The 18,390-nt window shown below is 73.6% G+C and carries 14 protein-coding genes; 9 read left to right on the top strand and 5 right to left on the bottom strand.

Going from position 1 to position 18,390, the window contains the following annotated elements:
• Positions 1–19 precede the first annotated feature (19 nt).
• Together E0W78_RS12500 and E0W78_RS12495 are read left to right on the top strand one after the other, a co-directional pair.
• On the top strand, positions 20–895 hold the full coding sequence (locus E0W78_RS12500) for a phosphate ABC transporter ATP-binding protein (RefSeq protein WP_131404290.1): 876 nt from the start codon (positions 20–22) through the stop codon (positions 893–895).
• Positions 892–1,608, top strand: coding sequence for a lytic transglycosylase domain-containing protein (locus E0W78_RS12495; RefSeq protein ID WP_242686341.1), 717 nt, complete (start codon positions 892–894; stop codon positions 1,606–1,608). The genes E0W78_RS12500 and E0W78_RS12495 overlap by 4 nt, the downstream gene beginning before the upstream one ends.
• Before the next feature lie 55 nt (positions 1,609–1,663).
• Here E0W78_RS12495 and E0W78_RS12490 read toward each other — a convergent pair whose 3' ends face one another.
• A complete protein-coding gene (locus E0W78_RS12490) occupies positions 1,664–3,613 on the bottom strand; it encodes a M13-type metalloendopeptidase (RefSeq protein WP_131404289.1) in 1,950 nt (649 codons plus the stop codon).
• Positions 3,614–3,818: 205 nt separating this feature from the next.
• On the opposite strand from E0W78_RS12490, the gene E0W78_RS12485 reads away from it, so the two are divergent.
• The 3 genes from E0W78_RS12485 to E0W78_RS12475 are packed head-to-tail and all read left to right on the top strand — an operon-like array spanning position 3,819 to position 6,407.
• Entirely contained in the window at positions 3,819–4,634 is an 816-nt protein-coding gene (locus E0W78_RS12485) for a siderophore-interacting protein (RefSeq protein WP_131404288.1), read from the top strand.
• Positions 4,634–5,362 (top strand): 2-C-methyl-D-erythritol 4-phosphate cytidylyltransferase, encoded by a 729-nt coding sequence (gene ispD / locus E0W78_RS12480; RefSeq protein WP_131404287.1) that lies wholly within the window; start codon positions 4,634–4,636, stop codon positions 5,360–5,362. Before E0W78_RS12485 ends, ispD begins: the two co-directional genes overlap by 1 nt.
• Before the next feature lie 58 nt (positions 5,363–5,420).
• Entirely contained in the window at positions 5,421–6,407 is a 987-nt protein-coding gene (locus tag E0W78_RS12475; RefSeq protein ID WP_278249437.1) for a glycosyltransferase family 2 protein, read from the top strand.
• A gap of 3 nt (positions 6,408–6,410) precedes the next feature.
• Here E0W78_RS12475 and E0W78_RS12470 read toward each other — a convergent pair whose 3' ends face one another.
• On the bottom strand, positions 6,411–7,505 hold the full coding sequence (locus tag E0W78_RS12470) for a glycosyltransferase family A protein (protein WP_131404286.1): 1,095 nt from the start codon (positions 7,503–7,505) through the stop codon (positions 6,411–6,413).
• Between the two features lie 65 nt (positions 7,506–7,570).
• Between E0W78_RS12470 and E0W78_RS12465 the strand changes: the two genes are divergently transcribed.
• Positions 7,571–8,146 (top strand): hypothetical protein, encoded by a 576-nt coding sequence (locus E0W78_RS12465; protein WP_131404285.1) that lies wholly within the window; start codon positions 7,571–7,573, stop codon positions 8,144–8,146.
• On the opposite strand, the gene E0W78_RS12460 is transcribed toward E0W78_RS12465, so the two are convergent.
• The 3 genes from E0W78_RS12460 to E0W78_RS12450 are packed head-to-tail and all read right to left on the bottom strand — an operon-like array spanning position 8,134 to position 11,365.
• Positions 8,134–9,459, bottom strand: a complete 1,326-nt coding sequence (locus E0W78_RS12460; protein WP_131404284.1) for a hypothetical protein — start codon at positions 9,457–9,459, stop codon at positions 8,134–8,136. The two genes, E0W78_RS12465 and E0W78_RS12460, sit on opposite strands and share 13 nt — an antisense overlap.
• A 32-nt stretch (positions 9,460–9,491) precedes the next feature.
• A complete protein-coding gene (locus tag E0W78_RS12455; protein ID WP_131404283.1) occupies positions 9,492–10,379 on the bottom strand; it encodes an SGNH hydrolase domain-containing protein in 888 nt (295 codons plus the stop codon).
• A complete protein-coding gene (locus tag E0W78_RS12450) occupies positions 10,376–11,365 on the bottom strand; it encodes an SGNH hydrolase domain-containing protein (protein WP_131404282.1) in 990 nt (329 codons plus the stop codon). The genes E0W78_RS12455 and E0W78_RS12450 overlap by 4 nt, the downstream gene beginning before the upstream one ends.
• 92 nt (positions 11,366–11,457) lie before the next feature.
• On the opposite strand from E0W78_RS12450, the gene E0W78_RS12445 reads away from it, so the two are divergent.
• Genes E0W78_RS12445 through E0W78_RS12435 form a run of 3 tightly spaced genes read left to right on the top strand, consistent with a single transcriptional unit; the run spans position 11,458 to position 18,390 of the window.
• Positions 11,458–14,097 carry a CDP-glycerol glycerophosphotransferase family protein gene (locus tag E0W78_RS12445; protein ID WP_131404281.1) on the top strand — a complete coding sequence of 880 codons (2,640 nt, stop codon included), beginning with the start codon at positions 11,458–11,460 and terminating at the stop codon, positions 14,095–14,097.
• Between the two features lie 58 nt (positions 14,098–14,155).
• Positions 14,156–15,874: a hypothetical protein gene (locus tag E0W78_RS12440; RefSeq protein WP_131404280.1), complete on the top strand. Its 1,719-nt coding sequence runs from the start codon at positions 14,156–14,158 to the stop codon at positions 15,872–15,874.
• A complete protein-coding gene (locus E0W78_RS12435) occupies positions 15,874–18,390 on the top strand; it encodes a glycosyltransferase (RefSeq protein ID WP_131404279.1) in 2,517 nt (838 codons plus the stop codon). The genes E0W78_RS12440 and E0W78_RS12435 overlap by 1 nt, the downstream gene beginning before the upstream one ends.

Raw genomic sequence — 18,390 nt, 5'->3', positions numbered from 1 at the left:
CACCACCAGAGAGGTCCCGATGAGCAGCGACGCCATCACCACGATCGTCCCGGCCGTCACCGACGCCACCACCGTCATCCCGGTCGTGCCGACCGGACGCGAGCTCGCGCCCGGCTCGCGGGCCGCGGCGCTCGACGCGCGGGACGTCTCGGCCTGGTTCGGCAGCCGCAAGGTGCTCGACCGGGTCTCGCTGCACATGCCAGCCGGTGGCATCACCGCGCTCATCGGCCCCTCCGGCTGCGGCAAGTCGACCTTCCTGCGCATCCTCAACCGCATGCACGAGCTCGTGCCCAGCGCCCAGCTCGGCGGCGAGGTGCTGCTCGACGGGCAGGACGTCTACGAGCCGCAGCGCAAGCTCATGGACGTCCGCCGCGACATCGGCATGGTCTTCCAGAAGCCGAACCCGTTCCCGGCGATGTCGATCCGCGACAACGTGCTCGCCGGGCTCAAGCTCACCGGCACCCGCGCCGGGCGCGCCGAGAAGGACGAGCTCGTCGAGTCCTGCCTGGTGCGCGGCGGCCTGTGGAACGAGGTCAAGGACCGGCTCGACGCACCCGGTGGCGGTCTGTCCGGCGGCCAGCAGCAGCGCCTGTGCATCGCCCGCTCGCTGGCGATCAAGCCCAAGGTGCTGCTCATGGACGAGCCCTGCTCGGCCCTCGACCCCACGTCCACGCGGGTCATCGAGGAGACGATGGTGGAGCTGGCCCAGGAGGTCACCATCGTCATCGTCACCCACAACATGCAGCAGGCCGCGCGCGTCTCGGACCAGTGCGCGTTCTTCCTCGCCGCCCAGGGCACGCCCGGCGTCATCGTCGAGCACGGCGAGACCGGCGTGATGTTCTCCCACCCGCAGGACCAGCGGACGTTCGACTACGTCAACGGCCGCTTCGGGTGAGCCGGACGTCGCTGCTCGTCGGGGCGCTGGCCGTGGTCGCGGTCGGCGCCCTCGGCGCGTTCCTGGTGCCCGGCACGCCCGCGGACCGGTCGATGACGCCCGACCAGGTGGTCGTGGCCCCGGTGGCCGCCAGCGTCGACCAGCCGTCGCAGCCCTCGGCAGGCGGCGGGGGAGCGGACCCGGCCTGGGTCCAGCAGCAGGCCGCGCGCACCGGGGTGCCGGCCCGCGCCGTGCAGGCCTACGCCGACGCGACGCTGCGCACGGCCGTGGAGCACCCGGAGTGCCGCCTGGGCTGGACGACGCTGGCCGGCATCGGTCAGGTCGAGTCCGGCCACGGACGCGGCGCGCTCGGCGACGACGGACGTCCGCTCGAGCCGATCATCGGCCCGGCCCTGGACGGCGGCGAGGGCGTCGCGGCGATCGCGGCCACCAGTGCGTCCGTCGCCTGGCACGGCGACCCGCGCTGGGACCACGCCGTCGGTCCGCTGCAGTTCATCCCGTCCACGTGGGCGGCCTGGGAGGTGGACGCCGACGGGGACGGCGTCGCCGACCCGCACGACCTCGACGACGCCGCGCTGGCCGCCGCCCGGTACCTGTGCCACGACGGGCGCGACCTGTCGACGGCGGACGGCTGGACGGCGGCGATCTTCAGCTACAACCACGCGGACGCGTACGTCCGCGCGGTGCACGCCGCCGCCGTCTCGTACGGCTGAGGGACGACGAAGGGGCCCCGCCGGGTGGCGGGGCCCCTTCGTCGTCAGTGCCGGGTCACCAGATGGTGACGCGCTCGCTCTCGTCGAGCCACAGGGCGTCGTCGGGCTTGACGTCGAACGCCTCGTAGAAGGCGTCGATGTTGCGGACGACCTGGTTGCAGCGGAACTCCGGCGGCGAGTGCGGGTCGACCGTCAGCCGGCGCAGCGTCTCGGCCGGACGCGTCTTGCCCTGCCAGGCGACCGCCCAGCTGAGGAAGAAGCGCTGCAGGTCGGTGTAGCCGTCGATCGGCTCGGGCACCTCGTCGCCGCGGGCCAGCAGGTACGCCTTGAGCGCGATGCCCAGGCCGCCGAGGTCGCCGATGTTCTCGCCGATGGTGAGCGAGCCGTTGACCGTGGCGCCGTCCGCGCCCTCGGGGCTCAACGGGTCGTACTGGGCCACGAGCGAGCCGGTGAGCTGCTCGAACGCGGCCCGGTCCTCGTCGGTCCACCAGTTCCGCAGCGCGCCGGAGCCGTCGTAGTGCGAGCCCTGGTCGTCGAAGCCGTGCCCGATCTCGTGGCCGATCACCGCGCCGATCGCGCCGTAGTTGACCGCGTCGTCGGCCTCGGCGTCGAAGAACGGCGGCTGCAGGATGGCGGCGGGGAAGACGATCTCGTTCATCGTCGGGTTGTAGTAGGCGTTGACCGTCTGCGGCGTCATGTACCACTCGTCGCGGTCGATCGGGCCGCCCACCTTGGCCAGCTCGCGGTCGACCTCGACGGCCATGACACGGGCCCGGTTGCCGAGCAGGTCGGTCGGGTCGGTCTCGAGCGCGGAGTAGTCGCGGAACGTGCGCGGGTGGCCGATCTTGGGGTCGAAGCGGCTCAGCTTGTCGAGCGCCTGCGCCTTGGTGGTGTCGCTCATCCAAGGCAGCGCGGTGATGCTCTCGCGGTACGCGGCCATGAGGTTCTCGATGAGGACGCCCATGCGCTCGCGGGCCACGTCGGGGTACTCGGTGCGGACGTAGACCTTGCCGACCGCCTCGCCCATGGCACCCTCGACGAAGCCGACGCCGCGCTTCCAGCGCTCACGCAGCTCGTCGGTGCCCGAGAGCGTCCGGCCGTAGAAGTCGAAGTTCTCGGCCACGAACTCCTCGGACAGGTAGGACGCGGCGGCGTGGACGACGTTCCAGCGCAGCCAGTCCTTCCACTGCTCGAGGCGGTCCTCGACCAGCAGGTCGGCCAGGCCCGAGTAGTAGGTCGGCTGGGACACGACGACCTTGGCCAGCACGGACGCGGGGATCTGCGCCGCCTCGGCCCACGCGTCCCAGTCGAGGGCGGGCAGCAGGGCGCGCAGCTCGTCGTAGGACATCGGGTTGTAGGTCTTCTGGGCGTCGCGGGTGGCCACGCGGTCCCAGTGCCGTTCGGCGATCGCGGTCTCCAGCGCCATGACCCGCTCGGCGCGGGCCGGGGCGTCGTCGAGGCCGGCCAGCTCGAGCATCCGGGTCACGTGGACGACGTAGGCGTCGCGCAGGTCCGCGTTCTCGTCGCCGCGGTAGTACGACTCGTCGGGCAGGCCGAGCCCGGTCTGGACGAGGTAGGCGACGTAGGTGTCGGGCGCGCCCTTGTCCGGGGCGACGTACATGCCCACGACCGTGCCGACGCCGGAGCGCTCGAGGCTGCCGAGGGTGCGGGCGAACGAGCCGACCGAGTCGATCGCGTCGACCGCGGCGAGGTCCGGCTGCAGCGGGGTGCCGCCGAGGGCCTCGATGCGCTCGGTGTCCATGAACGACGCGTAGAGCTCGCCGATCTTGCGCTCCTCGTCGTCCGCGGGGGACTGCTGGGCGCGCTCGATGATCTCGCGGGTCTTGAGCTCGGCGGCGTCGCGCAGGTCCATGAACGCGCCGGCCGTCGCCCGGTCGGCGGGGATCTGCGTCTCGCGCAGCCAGCGTCCGTTGACGTGGCGGAAGAGGTCGTCCTGCGGGCGGATGGAGGAGTCGAGCTGCTCGACGTCGATGCCGTGGGTCACAGGCCCAGACTAGTCAGGACGGGCCAGCCCGCCAGGGCTCGTCGTCCGGCGAGAGCCCGTCGAGAAGAGCCCCACGGTGTGTGGCAGCAGTGACCGCCGTCGCCGCGCAGACGCGTCTGTCTCGACACACATCGCGGGGGAGCCGGGCTCGGGTGAGGGGCGGACGTACGACGGACGCCGGGTTAGGGCTGACTAAGGTGGCGGCATGGCCAAGTCCGTGACGTCCCTGGCGGTGCTGCGCTCCGAGCGCGTCTCCGCCCACCTGCAGCGCGTGACCTTCGGCGGACCCGGGCTGGCCGCCTTCGAGCCGAGCCCGTGCGCCGACAGCTACGTGAAGCTGGTCTTCCTGGCCGACGGCGTCGAGTACCCCGAGCCGCTCGACCTCGACCTGGTGCGGACGACGTTCCCGGCCGAGGCCCAGCCGGTGCTGCGCACCTACACGGTGCGCCACGTCGACCTGGACGCCGGCGAGCTGGTCATCGACTTCGTCGTCCACGGCGACGAAGGGATCGCCGGCCCGTGGGCGGCGCGCGTGCAGCCGGGGGAGCGCATCCATGCGCGCGGGCCCGGCGGCGGCTACACACCCGACCCCGAGGCGGACGTCCACCTGCTCGTCGGCGACGAGTCGGCCCTGCCCGCCATCGCGGTGTCGCTCGAGGCCCTGCCCGCCGGCGCCCGCGCGGTCGTCTTCGCCGAGGTCGGGGGCCCCGACGACGAGGTCGCCCTGGTCACGAAGGCCGACCTGGACGTCCGCTGGCTGCACCGTGGCGACGCCGAGCCGGGCACCACGACGCTGCTCGACGACGCCGTCCGCGCCTGGGAGTGGCCCGAGGGCCGCGTGCAGGCGTTCGTCCACGGCGAGTCCGCGCTGCTCAAGACCGTCCGCCCGTACGTCCGTGAGCGGGTCGACCGGCGCGACCTCTCGGTCTCCGCGTACTGGCGCCGCGGCGTCACCGAGGAGGGCTTCCGCGAGTGGAAGCAGGTCCAGAAGGACGCCGTCATCCGTCCCGAGCGCGACTGATGGCCCGGCGCACCGTCGCGATCGTCCTCGCCGGGGGCCTGGGCACCCGCCTCGGCGGCGAGCGGCCCAAGCAGCTGCTGCGGCTGGGCGGCGCGACGATCCTGGGCCACGCGATCGCCGCCTTCGAGCGCTCGCCGCTCGTCGACGAGGTGCTGGTCGTCATGAACCCCGGCCACCTCGACGAGGCCCACGCGGTCGTCCGCGAGCACGGCTTCACCACCGTGCGTGACGTCGTCGAGGGCGGAGCCACGCGCACCGACAGCACCCTCGCCGCCCTCGCCGTCCTGGGCGACGACGACTGCGACGTGCTCGTGCACGACGCCGCCCGGCCGCTGCTGCCCGACCACGTGGTCACCGCGTGCGTCGAGGCGCTGCGTGAGCACGAGGCGGTCGAGCCGGTGCTGCCGCTCGTCGACACCGTCGTCACGGTCGACGCCGAGGTCGTCAGCGGCCTGCACGAGCGCGAGACCTTGCGCCGGGTGCAGACCCCGCAGGGATTCCGCCTGCCCACGCTGCGCCGCGCCTACGACCTGGCCACCGCCGACCCCGCCTTCACCGCCACGGACGACGCGAGCGTGGTCGTGCGCTACCTGCCCGACGTGCCGGTCGCGGTCGTGCCCGGCGACGAGCGCAACCTCAAGGTCACCGGTCCGCTGGACGTCGTCCTGGCCGAGCACCTGCTGGCTCACGACGCCCACGAGTTCGGGGACCCGGACGTCAGCCGGTAGGTTGACGCCCGGACATCGGGACGAGGACGGGGAGACAGTGGGCGACCAGGCACCTGGCGTGAGCGTGTTCATGGCGGTGCGCGACGAGGAGCTGCACATCGTCGAGACCGTCGAGGCGGTGCTCGCGCAGGACCACGCCGGCCCGCTCGAGGTCGTCGTCGCCTGCGGCCCGTCCCGCGACCGCACCCGCGAGCTGCTCGACGGCCTCGCCGTCCGCCACCCCGGACGCGTCACGGTCGTCGACAACCCCAGCGGTCTGACCGCTGCCGGCCTCAACGCGGCCCTGTCCGCCACTCGGTACGACGTGCTGGTGCGCGTCGACGGGCACGCCGTCGTGCCGCACGACTACGTCGCCACCGCCGTCGAGACGCTCGAGCGCACCGGCGCGGTCAACGTCGGCGGGGTCATGGCCGCCGTCGGCACCACCCCGACCGAGCAGGCCATCGCCGCGGCCATGACGTCCCCGATCGGCGTGGGCGGCGAGTCCTTCCACGTGGGCGGCGGCGAGGGCCCGGCCCTGTCGGTCTACCTGGGCGCGTTCCGCCGCGAGGCGCTGGACGCCGTGGGCCGCTACGACGAGCGCTACCTGCGGGCCCAGGACTGGGAGCTGAACCTGCGGCTGCGCGAGGCCGGCGGGACGATCTGGTTCACGCCCGCGATGCGCGTGGAGTACCGCCCGCGCCCGACGCTGCGCCGCCTGGCCCGCCAGTACTTCGACTACGGCACGTGGCGGCGCAAGCTCGTGCGGGCCAACCCGAGCACCGTCTCGCTGCGCTACCTGGCCGCCCCGGTCGCCGTGCTCGGCATCGGCACGGGGCTCGTGGTGCTGGCCGGGGGAGCGGTGGCCGCGCTCGTCGGGTCCTGGCCGGCCTGGACGCTCGTCGGCCTGCTGCCCGTGGCGGGCTACGCCCTGCTCGTCACGGCGGGCGGGCTCGCCGCCGGCCGCGGCCTCGGCCTGCGCGCGCGGCTCACGGTGCCGGCCGCCATCGCCACCATGCACATGGCGTGGGGCACGGGCTTCCTGCTCAGCCGCGGCACGGAGTAGCCGCTAGGCGGTGCCGAGCTCCTCGTGCGCCAGCAGCCCGAGCCACTGCTCGCGGGTGTTGCGCAGGAAGTGGCGCGGGTCGGTGCTCCACGTGTGCTCCAGGCCGGGCGCCGGACGGTGGCGCACGTACAGGTAGCCGACGTCGTGCGGGCGGTAGACGCGTCCGCCGGCCTGCGCGACCGACTCCAGGAGCTTCGTGTCGACCGCACGTGGCACGTCCGACCAGCCGCCGACGGCGCGCAGGTCCTCGGCCGCGAGCAGCATCGTGCCGCCGGCGACGCGGTGGGTGAAGCCCTCGGGGACGCCGAACACGCGCCGGACGGTCACGTCCAGCTGCTCGACGTGGACGATCGTCGTGCTCTTGCCGACCATGAGCGCCCCGGAGACGCGGTGCGCCAGCACGAGGTCGAGCACGTGGTCGGGTCCGTAGAAGTCGTCGTCGTCGACCTTGGTCAGCAGGGTGCCGGACGCCGCCGCGCAGCCGAGCTCCAGCGCGTGGCCGAGCGAGCGGTCGGCGGGGGCGTGCAGCAGCTGCACGGGCACCGTCAGGCCGGCCGGCACCTCGACGGGCTCGTCGCCGTGGACGACCAGGACGACCTCCAGCGCGGGGTAGCGCTGCGCGTCCAGCATGGCCAGGATGCGCGGCACGAGCGCCGGCCGGCGGGTCACGAGCACGGCCGAGACCGTCGGCGCGGGACCGAGGCCGGTCGCCAGGGCGGCCCGGCGCTGGCGGACGCTGCGGACGTCGTGGTCGAGGTCGCCGGGACGGCTGGTGGGGGCGGGGCCGACCGGCACGACCGCTCCGGGCACCTCGCCGGTGACCAGGCTGCCGCGGGCGGCGGCGCGCAGCGTCCACCGGGCCAGGACGTCCTGGGGCGCGCCGGACGCACGGACGTCGACCTCGTGGACGTCGTCGAGGCGGTCGAGCGTGCTGTCGAGCGCCTCCCAGCGGCCGCGGCGGCGCAGGCGTCCGGGACGGCGCAGGGTCCAGCCGTCGGCGTCGCCCTCGAGGGTCGCGACGCGGCGTCCGACCGGCTCGGGCACGCGTCCGACCGGGTTGTCGCGGGCCAGGTCGACCGAGGGGCGGACGGTGCTCATGGCAGGCAACGCTAGTGGACCGGGCCCGGACGGCCGACGTGCGGCGGGGTCGTATCGTGAACGACATGCGCAGCGTGCACGTCTGGGTCCGTCCCCGTCCCGGCCAGGACGCGGGAGCCACCGTCTCCGCCCTCGCCGAGGCCGTGCGTCGAGCCGGGCTCGAGGTGCCGGTGCTGACCGTCGGCGACGAGCGTCCGACCGCCGTCCCCGAGGCCGTCGTGGTGGTGCCGGCCGGCACCCGGGTCGCGCCGGGCGCGCTCGTCCGCCTGCTGGCCTCGCTCGTGTCGCCCGGCCGCGAGGTCGTCCGGGTCTACGTGCACGACGACGACGCCGGACCGGTCGCCGTGCGCGGTCGCGAGGTCCTCGACGGCGACCGCTACGAGCGGCTGCTCGCCGACGACGAGACCCTCGACACCGAGCTCGGCCGCGGGCACGCGGCGGACGACGGACGCTGGCGGCACTGGGTCGACGGCTCCGACCTCGGCTTCGCCGCCCCGACGGCCGCCGCCGGGGCGGAGGACGCCGCCGAGCGGGCCCACGGCCCGGTGCCGCGGCTCAAGGCCCGCGCCCGGACGCTCGCCGGCCGCCGCCGCCGCGCCCGCCAGCGCGCGGGCTGGCGCCACGACGCTCAGCCGCGGTAGAGCCGGCGCGCCACCCGTCGCCGCGCCTCGCGGTAGCGCTCGCTCGCGCCGGCCAGCACGTGCTCGACCGGACGCTCGCCGGCTCCGTCGGCGTCGTCGCTCTGCTCGACCGGGCCGCGCACCGGGGCGGGCCACCGCCGGCCGCCGACCCGCTCGGGCCACGCCGGCGCCGAGCGTCCCTCGGCCAGCTCCAGGACCAGGTCGGCCGCCTCGCGCCCGCCGGTCGCGGCGGGCAGTCCGGCCGTGGCGTCGCGCAGGACCGATCGCTCGCCGGCGTCCAGCAGCCGCTCCACCGACGCCCGCACCACGGTCAGGTCGTCGGGCGAGGCGTGCAGCGCGACACCGTCCTCGGCCAGCACGCGCGCCCGGGCGTCCTGGTCGTCGGTCTCGTGTCCGGTGCTCGGCACCAGCAGCGTCGGGACGCGTGCCGAGAGCAGCTCGTGCACGGCGTTGTAGCCGGCTGCACCCACCGCGGCGTCGAAGCCGGTCATCCAGCCCGCGAGCGGGTAGACGTCGCGCAGGACGGTGACGTCGGCGCGGTCCTGCCCGATCGCGTGCCGGGCGATGCGCTGGCTGGTCACCACGACCTGCCAGTCGTCGGCGGACGCGTCGACCGAGGCGAGCACCGCGTCGGCGGCGGCGGTCAGGTCCGTGTGGACGCCGGAGCCCGGCGCGAGCAGCAGGGCGGGACGGTCGGGGTCCAGGCCGAGGTGGCGTCGCGCGTCGCGCGGGTCGACGACGGGGAGCACGTCGGTCATGGCCACGGGAGCGACCCGGCGGGCGTCGGCGCGGTCGCGGGTCGGACCGGTGTCGCCGCGCCCCGCGAAGTCGCCCGGCTCGACCACGAGGTCGAACGCGTCGGCGGCCGCCAGCCACGCGGACCCGACGCCGGGACGCCACATGCCGCGGCGCATCCAGACGAACGCGGTGCCGGGCAGCGCCCGCCGGGCCTCGAGCAGGCCGCGGTAGGGGACGACGCCGTCGAAGACGACCACGCGGGCGCCGGTCTCGGCGGCGAGCAGCACGAGCCGGTCGCGCAGGTAGGGCTCCCAGGCGAGCGTGCGGGCGAGCCCACCGACGCGGCCGGAGGGCATCCACGACGCCGTACGGCTCGGGACGTGCTCGAGGCGCAGGCCCGGCACGTCGGGCAGGCGGCCGTCGGCGGCCGCGCGGGCGACCGTGGGCAGCGCGGCCGACAGGGAGGCGAGCGTGGGCTCGAGGCGCCCGGCACCGCTGATCGCGAGCGTGAGCTGACGGGTCAGGTGACCCATGCCGACGCCGTTGCTGGTCACGAGGAGGACGGGCACGCTCACCGGCGCGACTCTATCGCTCCGCGACGGCGTCCTCAGCCACCGACGGCGGCCAGCGCCTGCTCGACCCGGTCGCCCAGCTCGGGGGCGATCGAGCGGACGAAGGTGGCGGTCAGGTGGTGGTCGTCGCGGTAGCGCAGCACGCCCTGGTCGACGACCGGGCAGTCGTCGGCGTCGCACAGCAGGTCGTCGACGGCGACGACCCGCACCCGGTCGCCGACCTGCTGCTGCAACCAGGCGCTGGAGGACGCCGGCCACACGCGGCTCGGGTCCTGGGCGTCGGCCAGCGGGGTGGCGCAGCGGCCGGGCTCCTCGGGGTCCTCCTCGAGGCACTCGATGACGTCCTCGCGGGCGCGCGGCGCCTGGTCGAGCAGGACGGCCGGGACACCGGCCGCCGCCAGCGTGTCGAGCGAGCGGGCGAGCCCGGCCCGCACGGTCGCGTGGTCCAGCCCGCGCATCAGGTACAGCGCGTTGACGACGGCGTCGGGACGCAGCTCGCGGATGCGGTCGAGGGCGGCGGCGTTCCACGCCTCGCAGCTGGTGTTGCGCTGCGTGCGGCGCTCGTCGAGCCGGCCGCTCATGAACGGGCAGGCCGACTTGGTCATGCCGGTGACGCGCCAGCCGCGCTCGCGGCCGATCTCGTCCATCGCCGGCAGGTACTGCTCGGTCATGGAGTCGCCGACCACGACGAGGTGGACGTCACCGTCGCGGTCGCCGAACTCGCAGGTCAGCACCTCGGACTCGTCCTTGTGCTGGTGGCAGGTGCGGTCGCCGTAGTCGATCTCGTCGTCCTTGGCGTCCCAGGGGGCGGGGGAGTAGCCCACGTCGCTGCCGGTCAGCCGGCGCACCACGTCGGTCGAGCAGGCGCCGGCGAGCAGCGCGGCGGCCAGCACCAGCGCCAGCAGGCGGACGGCGCGGGTCACGGCTGGACGCCGACGGCGTCGAGCGCCTCGGCCAGGCGCTCGCCGAACACGTCGGCGATCGAGAGGATGAACGTCCGCGTCAGGTGGTGGCTGTCGCGGTAGCGCAGGATGCCGTCGGCGACGGCCTCGCAGCGGTCCTTGCTCGAGCACAGCTGGTCGTTGATCGTCATGACCGTCGCGTCGTCCAGGCCACCGACGATGTCGTCCTCCTCGGCGCGGGTCCAGACCAGCGACGGGTCGGTGATCGTGTCGCCGGTGATGTCGCAGCGCGACGTGTCGCGCTCGTGCTCGGCGACGCAGGTCGGGATGTTGGTGTCCGACTCGGCCCGCGGGGTGGAGCGCAGCACGATGCTGGCGGCACCGCTGCGCTCCAGCGCGTCGTGGATGCCGTCGGCCATGAGCGCCTTCTGCTCGTCGCCGTCGATGTCGCGACCGAACTGGGGCACCTTGAGCTTGTAGAGGGCGGTGAAGACGGCGTCGGGCTGCATGCGCTGGATCTTGGCCAGGGCGTTGCGGTTCCAGCCCTCGCACGCCTGCCAGGACGGGTTGGGGTTCGCGCCGCCGGCCAGCTGCGCGGTGCTGAACGCGCAGGCGGACTTCGTCATGCCGACCACGCGCCAGCCGCGCTCCTTGCCCACGGCGTCCAGGACCGGCAGGTACTGCTCGGTCTTGGAGTCGCCGACCGCGACGATCTCGACGTCGCCCTGCGGGTCGCCGAACACGCAGGTGAGCACCTTCGTGCTGCGCTTGTCCTGGTGGCACTCGCGGTCGTCGTAGGTGACCTGGTCACTGGCCGCCTCGTCCGGAGACGGCTTGATGGAGCCGTCGCCGGCCGTCGAGGGCGACGGGCTCGGGGTCGCGGCGGCGCTGGGGCTCGCGCTCGGGGTGGCCGAGGTCGACTCGTCGGAGGAGTCGGGGTCGGTGTTCTGCGAGCACGCGGCGAGCAGGACGGCGCACGCGGCCAGGACGAACGACTGGCGCATCATGTGGTTCGGACCTCCAGGCCCGGACGCACGGGCACGACGACATAGAGTGAGCGGTGCTGTCCAGCATAGTGAGCCCCTTGGAGGAGAACCGCATGGCGAAGGCTCCGACCTACTCGGTCGTGGTCCCGGTCCACAACACCGGCCGTTACCTCGTCGACCTCCTCGCCTGCCTGGAGCGGCAGACGGTCGGCATGGACGACCTCCAGGTCGTGCTGGTGAACGACGGCTCGACGGACGACTCCGCGCAGGTGATCGACGCCTTCGTCGCCACGTGGCCCGAGCACGCCGTCGCGGTGCACCAGGAGAACGCCGGCGTCTCGGCCGCGCGCAACGCCGGCATCGCCCTTGCCACGGCTCCCTGGATCGCCTTCCCCGACTCCGACGACGTCCTCGGCGACGGCTACTTCGAGGCGGTCACGACGTCGCGCGAGTCCGCGCCCGGCGTGCGCGTCTTCGCCACCAACCTGCTGGTGTGGGAGGAGTCGACGGGCAAGACGCTCGACACCCACCCGCTGCGCCGCAAGTTCACCCGCTCCGGCAGCGTGGTCGACCTGGACTACTCGCCCGAGATCGTGCAGATGAGCGCCGCGTCGTCGGTCATCGACCGCGAGTTCCTGGAGAAGACCGGCGTCCTGTTCGACTCGCGGGTCGTGCCGCGCTTCGAGGACCCGCACTTCCTGGGCCGCTACCTGCTGCAGTGCGAGCGCCCGCTGGTCGCCGCCGTCACCGACGCGCACTACCTCTACCGTCGCCGCGACGACGGCACGTCGGCCATGCAGACGAGCCTCAACGACGAGCGCATCTTCACCGACGTGCCCAAGTACGGCTCCATCGACCTGCTCGATCACGGTGCCCGGGCCCGCGGCGGACGCGTGCCGGACTGGCTGCAGAACATGGTGCTGTACGACCTGTTCTGGCTCTTCCGCGGCGACCAGGCCGTCCACACCGGACTGGCCCAGATCAGTCCGGAGGCGTCGCGCGTCTTCCACGAGCACGTCCGCACCATCACCGGCTACCTCGACCACTCGACGATCTACGCCTTCGACGCCATCGCCGTGGCCTGGTGGATGCGCGAGGCGCTCGACTTCGGCTACCGCGAGGAGGCGTCCCACTCGCGGTTCATCGAGTACGGGCCCGTCGACGAGGACCGCGAGATCGTCGCCCTGTCGTACCGCTACACCGGCGAGCGGCCCGACGAGGAGCTGCTGTTCCGCGGCGAGCACGTCCAGCCCCGCTACGCCAAGACCCGCGAGCTGTGGGCGCTGGGCCGCGTCGTCATGCACGAGCGCATCCTGTGGGTCTCCACGCGCGGCCGGGTGCAGCTGCGGCTCGACGGCGTCGCGCAGCAGTTCTACCCGATCGGCGAGAACCACCGACGCTTCCGCCTGCGCCCGTTCGAGCTCCGCGAGCTGGCCGAGGTCCAGGGCGACCTCCGCGCCGCTCGTCGACGCCCGGCCCGGGCCGTCACCGCCGAGGACGACGAGCCGGTCTCGCGGGGCGACCGGCTCGCGCTGTGGCTCAGCCGCCGCCGGCTCGTGCGTCGCCTGTTCGGCCGGGCCTGGGTGCTCATGGACCGTGACCTGGACGCCGACGACAGTGCCGAGGTGCTGTACCGCTGGCTGCGCGAGAACAAGAAGGACGTCAACGCCTACTACGTCCAGAACCGCGCGTCCGTCGACTGGGACCGGCTGTCCAAGGACCGCTCGGTCCGGCTGCTGCGCTACGGCTCGCTCCGCTGGAAGCTGGCGCTGCTCAACGCCGACCACCTCGTGTCGTCGCACATCGACAAGTTCGTCGTCGAGCCGCTGGACCGGAAGGTCTTCGGGCCGCCGCGCTGGAAGTTCACGTTCCTGCAGCACGGCGTCATCAAGGGCGACCTGTCGCGCTGGCTCAACCCCAAGCACGTGGACGTCTTCGTGACGTCCACCCAGGACGAGTACGACTACATCGCCGGCGAGTCGCCGTACCGGTTCTCGTCGCGCGAGGTCCGCCTGACGGGCCTGCCCCGCTTCGACGACCTGCTCGCGGTCGCCGGACGCGTGAAGGAGCAGGACCTGCTGCTCGTCATGCCGACGTGGCGCAGCTACCTCAGCACGCCCCGCGTGGTGCTGGACGACGAGGCCGAGCACAACGACGCGTTCATGGACAGCACGTACGCGCAGGGCTGGCGGCAGCTGCTGACCGACGAGCGGCTGCACGCGCTCGCCGCCGAGCACGGCCTGACGATCGGCTTCATGCCGCACCCGAACACGCAGCCGTACCTGGACGACTTCGACCTGCCCGACACGGTGAAGGTGCTGCGCTACGGCACCGACGACGTCCGCGAGGTCATCGCCCGGTCCAAGGTCATGGTCACCGACTACTCCTCGACGGCGTTCAACATGGCCTACCTGCTCCGGCCGGTCGTCTACTACCAGTTCGACCGCGACGAGTACTTCAGCGGAGCCCACACCGAGCGTCCGGGCTACTTCTCCTACGAGTCGCACGGCTTCGGACCGGTGGCGCTGGAGGCCGGCGACGCGCTGGACGCGGTCGGCGACGTGCTCGAGCGCGGTGCCGCGACGCCGGAGCACCTGGCGCGCATGGAGCGGACGTTCCCGGTGCGCGACGGTCGCAACAGCGAGCGGGTGCACCAGGCGATCGTCGCCACGGGGCAGCGGCTCTCGCTCGAGAAGGCGCGTACCGCGGCTCCCCTCGACTCCTGGGATGCATCCGGGGCCCGCCGGCGTTGATGCTGACCGCGCCCTTTTTCGCTCAACCGCCGGCCCGCGGTTCCGATAGGAGTCCCTCGTGAACGCATCGAAGTGGCTGCTCGCCCCGCTCGCCTCCGTCGCCCTGCTGCTGGGGGTCCTCGCCGCGCCCGCGCAGGCCGCGACGCCCAAGCAGGTCACCGGCCTGCGGACGCACTCGGTCATGAAGACCGACTTCAAGGCCGCCTGGTCGAAGGTCAAGGGCGCGTCGCGCTACGAGGTGCAGTGGAGCACGTCGCCGCGCTTCGCCGGCGCGAAGTCGCGCACCAGCTCGAAGGCGAACGCGAAGATCCAGGGACTCAAGCCGGGACGCGCGTACGTCGTGCGCGTCCGGGCCCTGGCGAAGTCGTCCAAGGGCTGGAAGCGTGGACGCTGGTCGGCGGCCGCGACCGCCCGCACGTTCGCCCTGGACCGGGTCCGTGGCCTCGTGCGCCGCACGGGCACCGACAACCAGGTCTGGGCCTCGCGCTCGCGGGCGATGTCCTGGACCCGCCTCGCCGGCGCCACCGCCTACGACGTGCAGGTCTCGCGCTTCAGCGACTTCCGCGCCTCGGGCACCACCACCGAGCGCGTCAAGGGCACCAGCGCCTGGGCGCGCCACCTGGCGAAGGGCGTCACCTACAAGGTGCGCGTGCGCGGCGTCTCGTCCGCCGGCACCGGCCCGTGGGCCTACACCCAGACCGTCTCGTTCGACGACGCCCGCTCGCTGGGCGCCATGTCGCTGGCCCTGACGCCCGTCGCGGACGGCGTCCGGGCCAGCTGGAACGCGGTCGACTACGCCACGGTCTACGAGCTCTACTCGGGCAGCACCTGGGCCGAGGCCCTGGCCCGGGCCCCGAGGCGTCTCGGCACCGGCACCCGCTCGGTGGTCGTCGCGGGCAGCGACGCGGACCGCAACAAGGTCGCGTACGGCAACCCGATCCGCGTCCGCGTGCAGGGCAAGGGCGTCGGCAGTGGCCTGCGCACGGTCCAGAAGGCCGCGCTGCCCACCCCGGTGCGTCCGGACCACGCCGTCGTGAACGTGGCGAAGGTCGGATCGTTCAACGTGTGCCAGACCGGCACGAACTGCGGTTCGGACTGGACGAGCCGCGACGACCGCGTCAAGCAGCAGGTCGACGACCTGGACGCCGTCGGTCTCCAGGAGATCCTGCCCGGCAGCCTCGGTGCGCTCGAGGGCACGACGCACGACAGCTACGGCCAGGGCCAGAACGCCGTCCTGTGGCGCACCGCGCGGTTCTCGGTCGTCGACCAGGGTGCGCTGAGCCTCACCGGCGGCATGAACGCGGTGTGGGTGCGGCTGCAGGACAAGCAGGTGCCCGGCGGGACCACCGTCGTGGTCTCGACGCACCTCAACGAGACCAAGGCCGAGCCCGGCTCGTCCGTCCGGGAGATCGTCACGAAGCTGGCGGCCACCTCGGACAAGAACGGCAAGCGGCTCGACGACGGCGTCACTCCCGTCGTGCTCACCGGCGACCTGGTCGCCGACTCCGGCCACACCGCGGCGATCAAGGCCGGGTTCTACGACGGAGCCGCCGCCGGCACGAGCATCGCCAACCGGCAGTACAGCACCGTCAACAAGTTCGCGACGACGCCGCAGCAGCCGGCCGACTCGGTCGGTTTCGGCCCGCGCGCCGACCACGTGCTGGTCAAGAACTCGCCCGGCTCGGACGGGTACCGTCACGAGGCGTGGCTCAGCAACGGACGTCCCAGCTCGGACCACAACCTGGTCTGGGCGACCGTGGGAGTGACCAAGCGCTGATGCCCGACGCTCGCGGCACGTTCTCCGTCGTCTCGGCGCTCTACCAGGTGGAGCGCTACCTGGGCGAGTACCTGGCCTCCCTGGAGGCGCAGACGTACGGGTTCGAGCGGCTGGACGTCGTGCTGGTCGACGACGGCTCGACCGACGGGACGTACGAGCACGCCGAGCGCTGGGCCGCGCAGCACCCGAACGTGCGGGTCGTGCGGCAGGAGAACGCCGGCCCCGCGTCGGCGCGCAACCACGGGCTGGAGCTGGTCCGGAACCGGTGGGTCACGTTCACCGACCCCGACGACGTGCTGGCACCGGACTACTTCGAGCGGCTCGACGCGTTCATGAGCAGCCCGGAGGGGGCCGGCGCGGCGCTGTACGCCACCCGCCTGGAGGTCTTCCGCGAGGCCGACGGCACCCGCGAGTTCAGCCACGCCCTCGACGGCAAGTTCACCGACGGCGATCGGGTCGTCGACCTGTCGCAGGACCCCTCGATCGTCCAGGCCAGCGGCGCGTCCAGCGTCCTGGACGTCGACCTGCTGCGCTCGGCCGGCCTGCGCTTCGAGGAGGGGCTGCGGCCCAACTTCGAGGACGTCCACCTGCTGGTGCGCTACCTGCTCGCCGCCCCGGCACCCGTCGTGGGCGTCGTCGCGTCGGCGGTCTACGTCTACCGCAAGCGCGACGACGGCACGTCCGCCCTGCAGAACCTCGGCCGCGACGCCCGGCCGATCACCACCGTGCTCGAGCACGGCTACCTCGACCTGCTCGACCGGGCGCAGGACGCCGACGGCTCGGTGCCGGCCTGGGTGCAGAACGTCCTGATCTACACGCTGTCGTGGATCCTGCGGTCCTCCCAGCGCATCGAGTCGCCGTACGCGGGGCTCGGCCCGGAGATGGGGGAGCGGTTCGCGACGCTGGCCCGCCGGGTGTGCGCGCGGCTCGACGAGGACGTCGTCCGCCGCTACGACGTCCACCGGCTCAACGGCTGGGTGCGCGCCGCGATCCGGCTGCGGCTGGGCGAGGGCGAGGGCACCCTGCGCGTGCGCACCGGGCGCGTGCGCGGCGACCTCGTCGAGGTCACCTACTACTTCGCCGGCACCCTGCCCGAGGAGCGGCTCGAGGAGGACGGACGCGTCGTCGAGCCCGTCTCGGCGACCGTGCGCCAGTACGAGCTCCTGGGCCAGGTGCTGCTGACGCAGCGCATCCTGTGGGTGCCCGCCGGTCGCGGCGTCACGCTGCACCTGGACGGTCGCGCGGCCAGTGTCCTGCTCGCTCCCGGGCGTCGCACCCGCACCATCGTCGCGCGCCAGGTCCAGGCCGAGGCCTGGACGTCCCTGTCCGCCGCCGAGGCCGCCCTGCTGCCGCGCGCCGGGCGCAAGGCCTGGAGCGAGGCCCACCCGGGCGAGTCGCTCGAGACGCCGTCGCTCGGCGAGCGCGTCCGCACCCGCGGCCTGGGCGACACCTGGGTGCTCATGGACCGCGTCGGCGAGGCCGGCGACAACGCCGAGGCGTTCTACCGCTGGATCCGCGAGAACCGCCCGCGCACCGACCTGCGCTTCGTGCTCGACCGCACCAGCCGCGACTGGGACCGCCTGGACGCCGAGGGCTTCCGGCTCGTCGCCTACGCCTCCGCCGAGCACCGGGACCTGCAGCGCCACGCGCGCGTGCTCGTGTCGTCGCAGGCCCGCGAGGAGGTCGTCCAGCCGTTCGAGCCCGAGGTCGACGGTGGCCCCGCCTGGCGGGTCGTGTTCCTGCAGCACGGCGTGGCCAAGGGCGACCTGTCGCGCTGGTTCAACCAGAAGGACTTCGCGCTGGTGCTCGCCTCGGCGGCGCCCGAGGCGCGCTCCTTCGACGGCGAGTCGCCCTACCGCCTGACGCCGATGGAGGTCACGCTGACGCCGCAGCCGCGCCTGCACGAGCTGACTGCCGCCGACGCGGCCCGCTCGGGCCCGCCGCATCGCGTCCTGGTGGCCCCGACGTGGCGACGCTGGCTGTCGGAGCGGACCGCGGGGGAGGCCGCCGCGCAGCAGGTCGCCGACTCGGCGTACGTCCGCCGCTGGACCGAGGTGCTGCGTCACCCCGAGCTGCTGCGCACCGCCCGCGAGCGGGACCTGGTCGTCACGTTCCTGCCCCACCCGAACGCCCGGGAGGCGTTCGCGGGCGTGGAGCTGCCCGACGGCGTCGAGGTCGTCACCGAGGTGCCCGTGCGCTACCGCGAGCTGCTGGTGGACGCCGCGGTGCTCGTCACCGACTACTCCTCGGTGACCTTCGACCTGGCCTGGCTCGGCCGCCCCACCGTCTACTTCCAGTTCGACGAGGACGAGTTCTTCGGCGGGCGGCACAACGAGCGGCGCGGCTGGTTCGACTACCGCCGCGACGGCTTCGGACCGGTCGTGGACGGCGAGCCGACCGACGTGTGCGCGGCGATCGCCACGGCGCTGGACGCGACCGAGCTGGTGGCGTGGCCCGGCGGCCCGGTGGCCGAGGGCAACGCCGAGCTCTACGACCGCATCGCCCGCCTGCCCTGA

The sequence above is a fragment of the Aeromicrobium sp. IC_218 genome, assembly GCF_004336805.1.
Lineage (GTDB): Bacteria > Actinomycetota > Actinomycetes > Propionibacteriales > Nocardioidaceae > Aeromicrobium.
This window is presented reverse-complemented; position numbering and strand designations above follow the sequence as displayed.

Excerpts from the sequence above, each read along its gene's own strand:
- E0W78_RS12500 (WP_131404290.1), top strand. The coding sequence starts at position 20 with ATGAGCAGCGACGCCATCACCACGATCGTCCCGGCCGTCACCGACGCC.
- E0W78_RS12465 (WP_131404285.1), top strand. The coding sequence starts at position 7,571 with ATGCGCAGCGTGCACGTCTGGGTCCGTCCCCGTCCCGGCCAGGACGCG.
- E0W78_RS12450 (WP_131404282.1), bottom strand. The coding sequence starts at position 11,365 with ATGATGCGCCAGTCGTTCGTCCTGGCCGCGTGCGCCGTCCTGCTCGCC.
- E0W78_RS12445 (WP_131404281.1), top strand. The coding sequence starts at position 11,458 with ATGGCGAAGGCTCCGACCTACTCGGTCGTGGTCCCGGTCCACAACACC.
- E0W78_RS12485 (WP_131404288.1), top strand. The coding sequence starts at position 3,819 with ATGGCCAAGTCCGTGACGTCCCTGGCGGTGCTGCGCTCCGAGCGCGTC.
- ispD (WP_131404287.1), top strand. The coding sequence starts at position 4,634 with ATGGCCCGGCGCACCGTCGCGATCGTCCTCGCCGGGGGCCTGGGCACC.
- E0W78_RS12470 (WP_131404286.1), bottom strand. The coding sequence starts at position 7,505 with ATGAGCACCGTCCGCCCCTCGGTCGACCTGGCCCGCGACAACCCGGTC.
- E0W78_RS12435 (WP_131404279.1), top strand. The coding sequence starts at position 15,874 with ATGCCCGACGCTCGCGGCACGTTCTCCGTCGTCTCGGCGCTCTACCAG.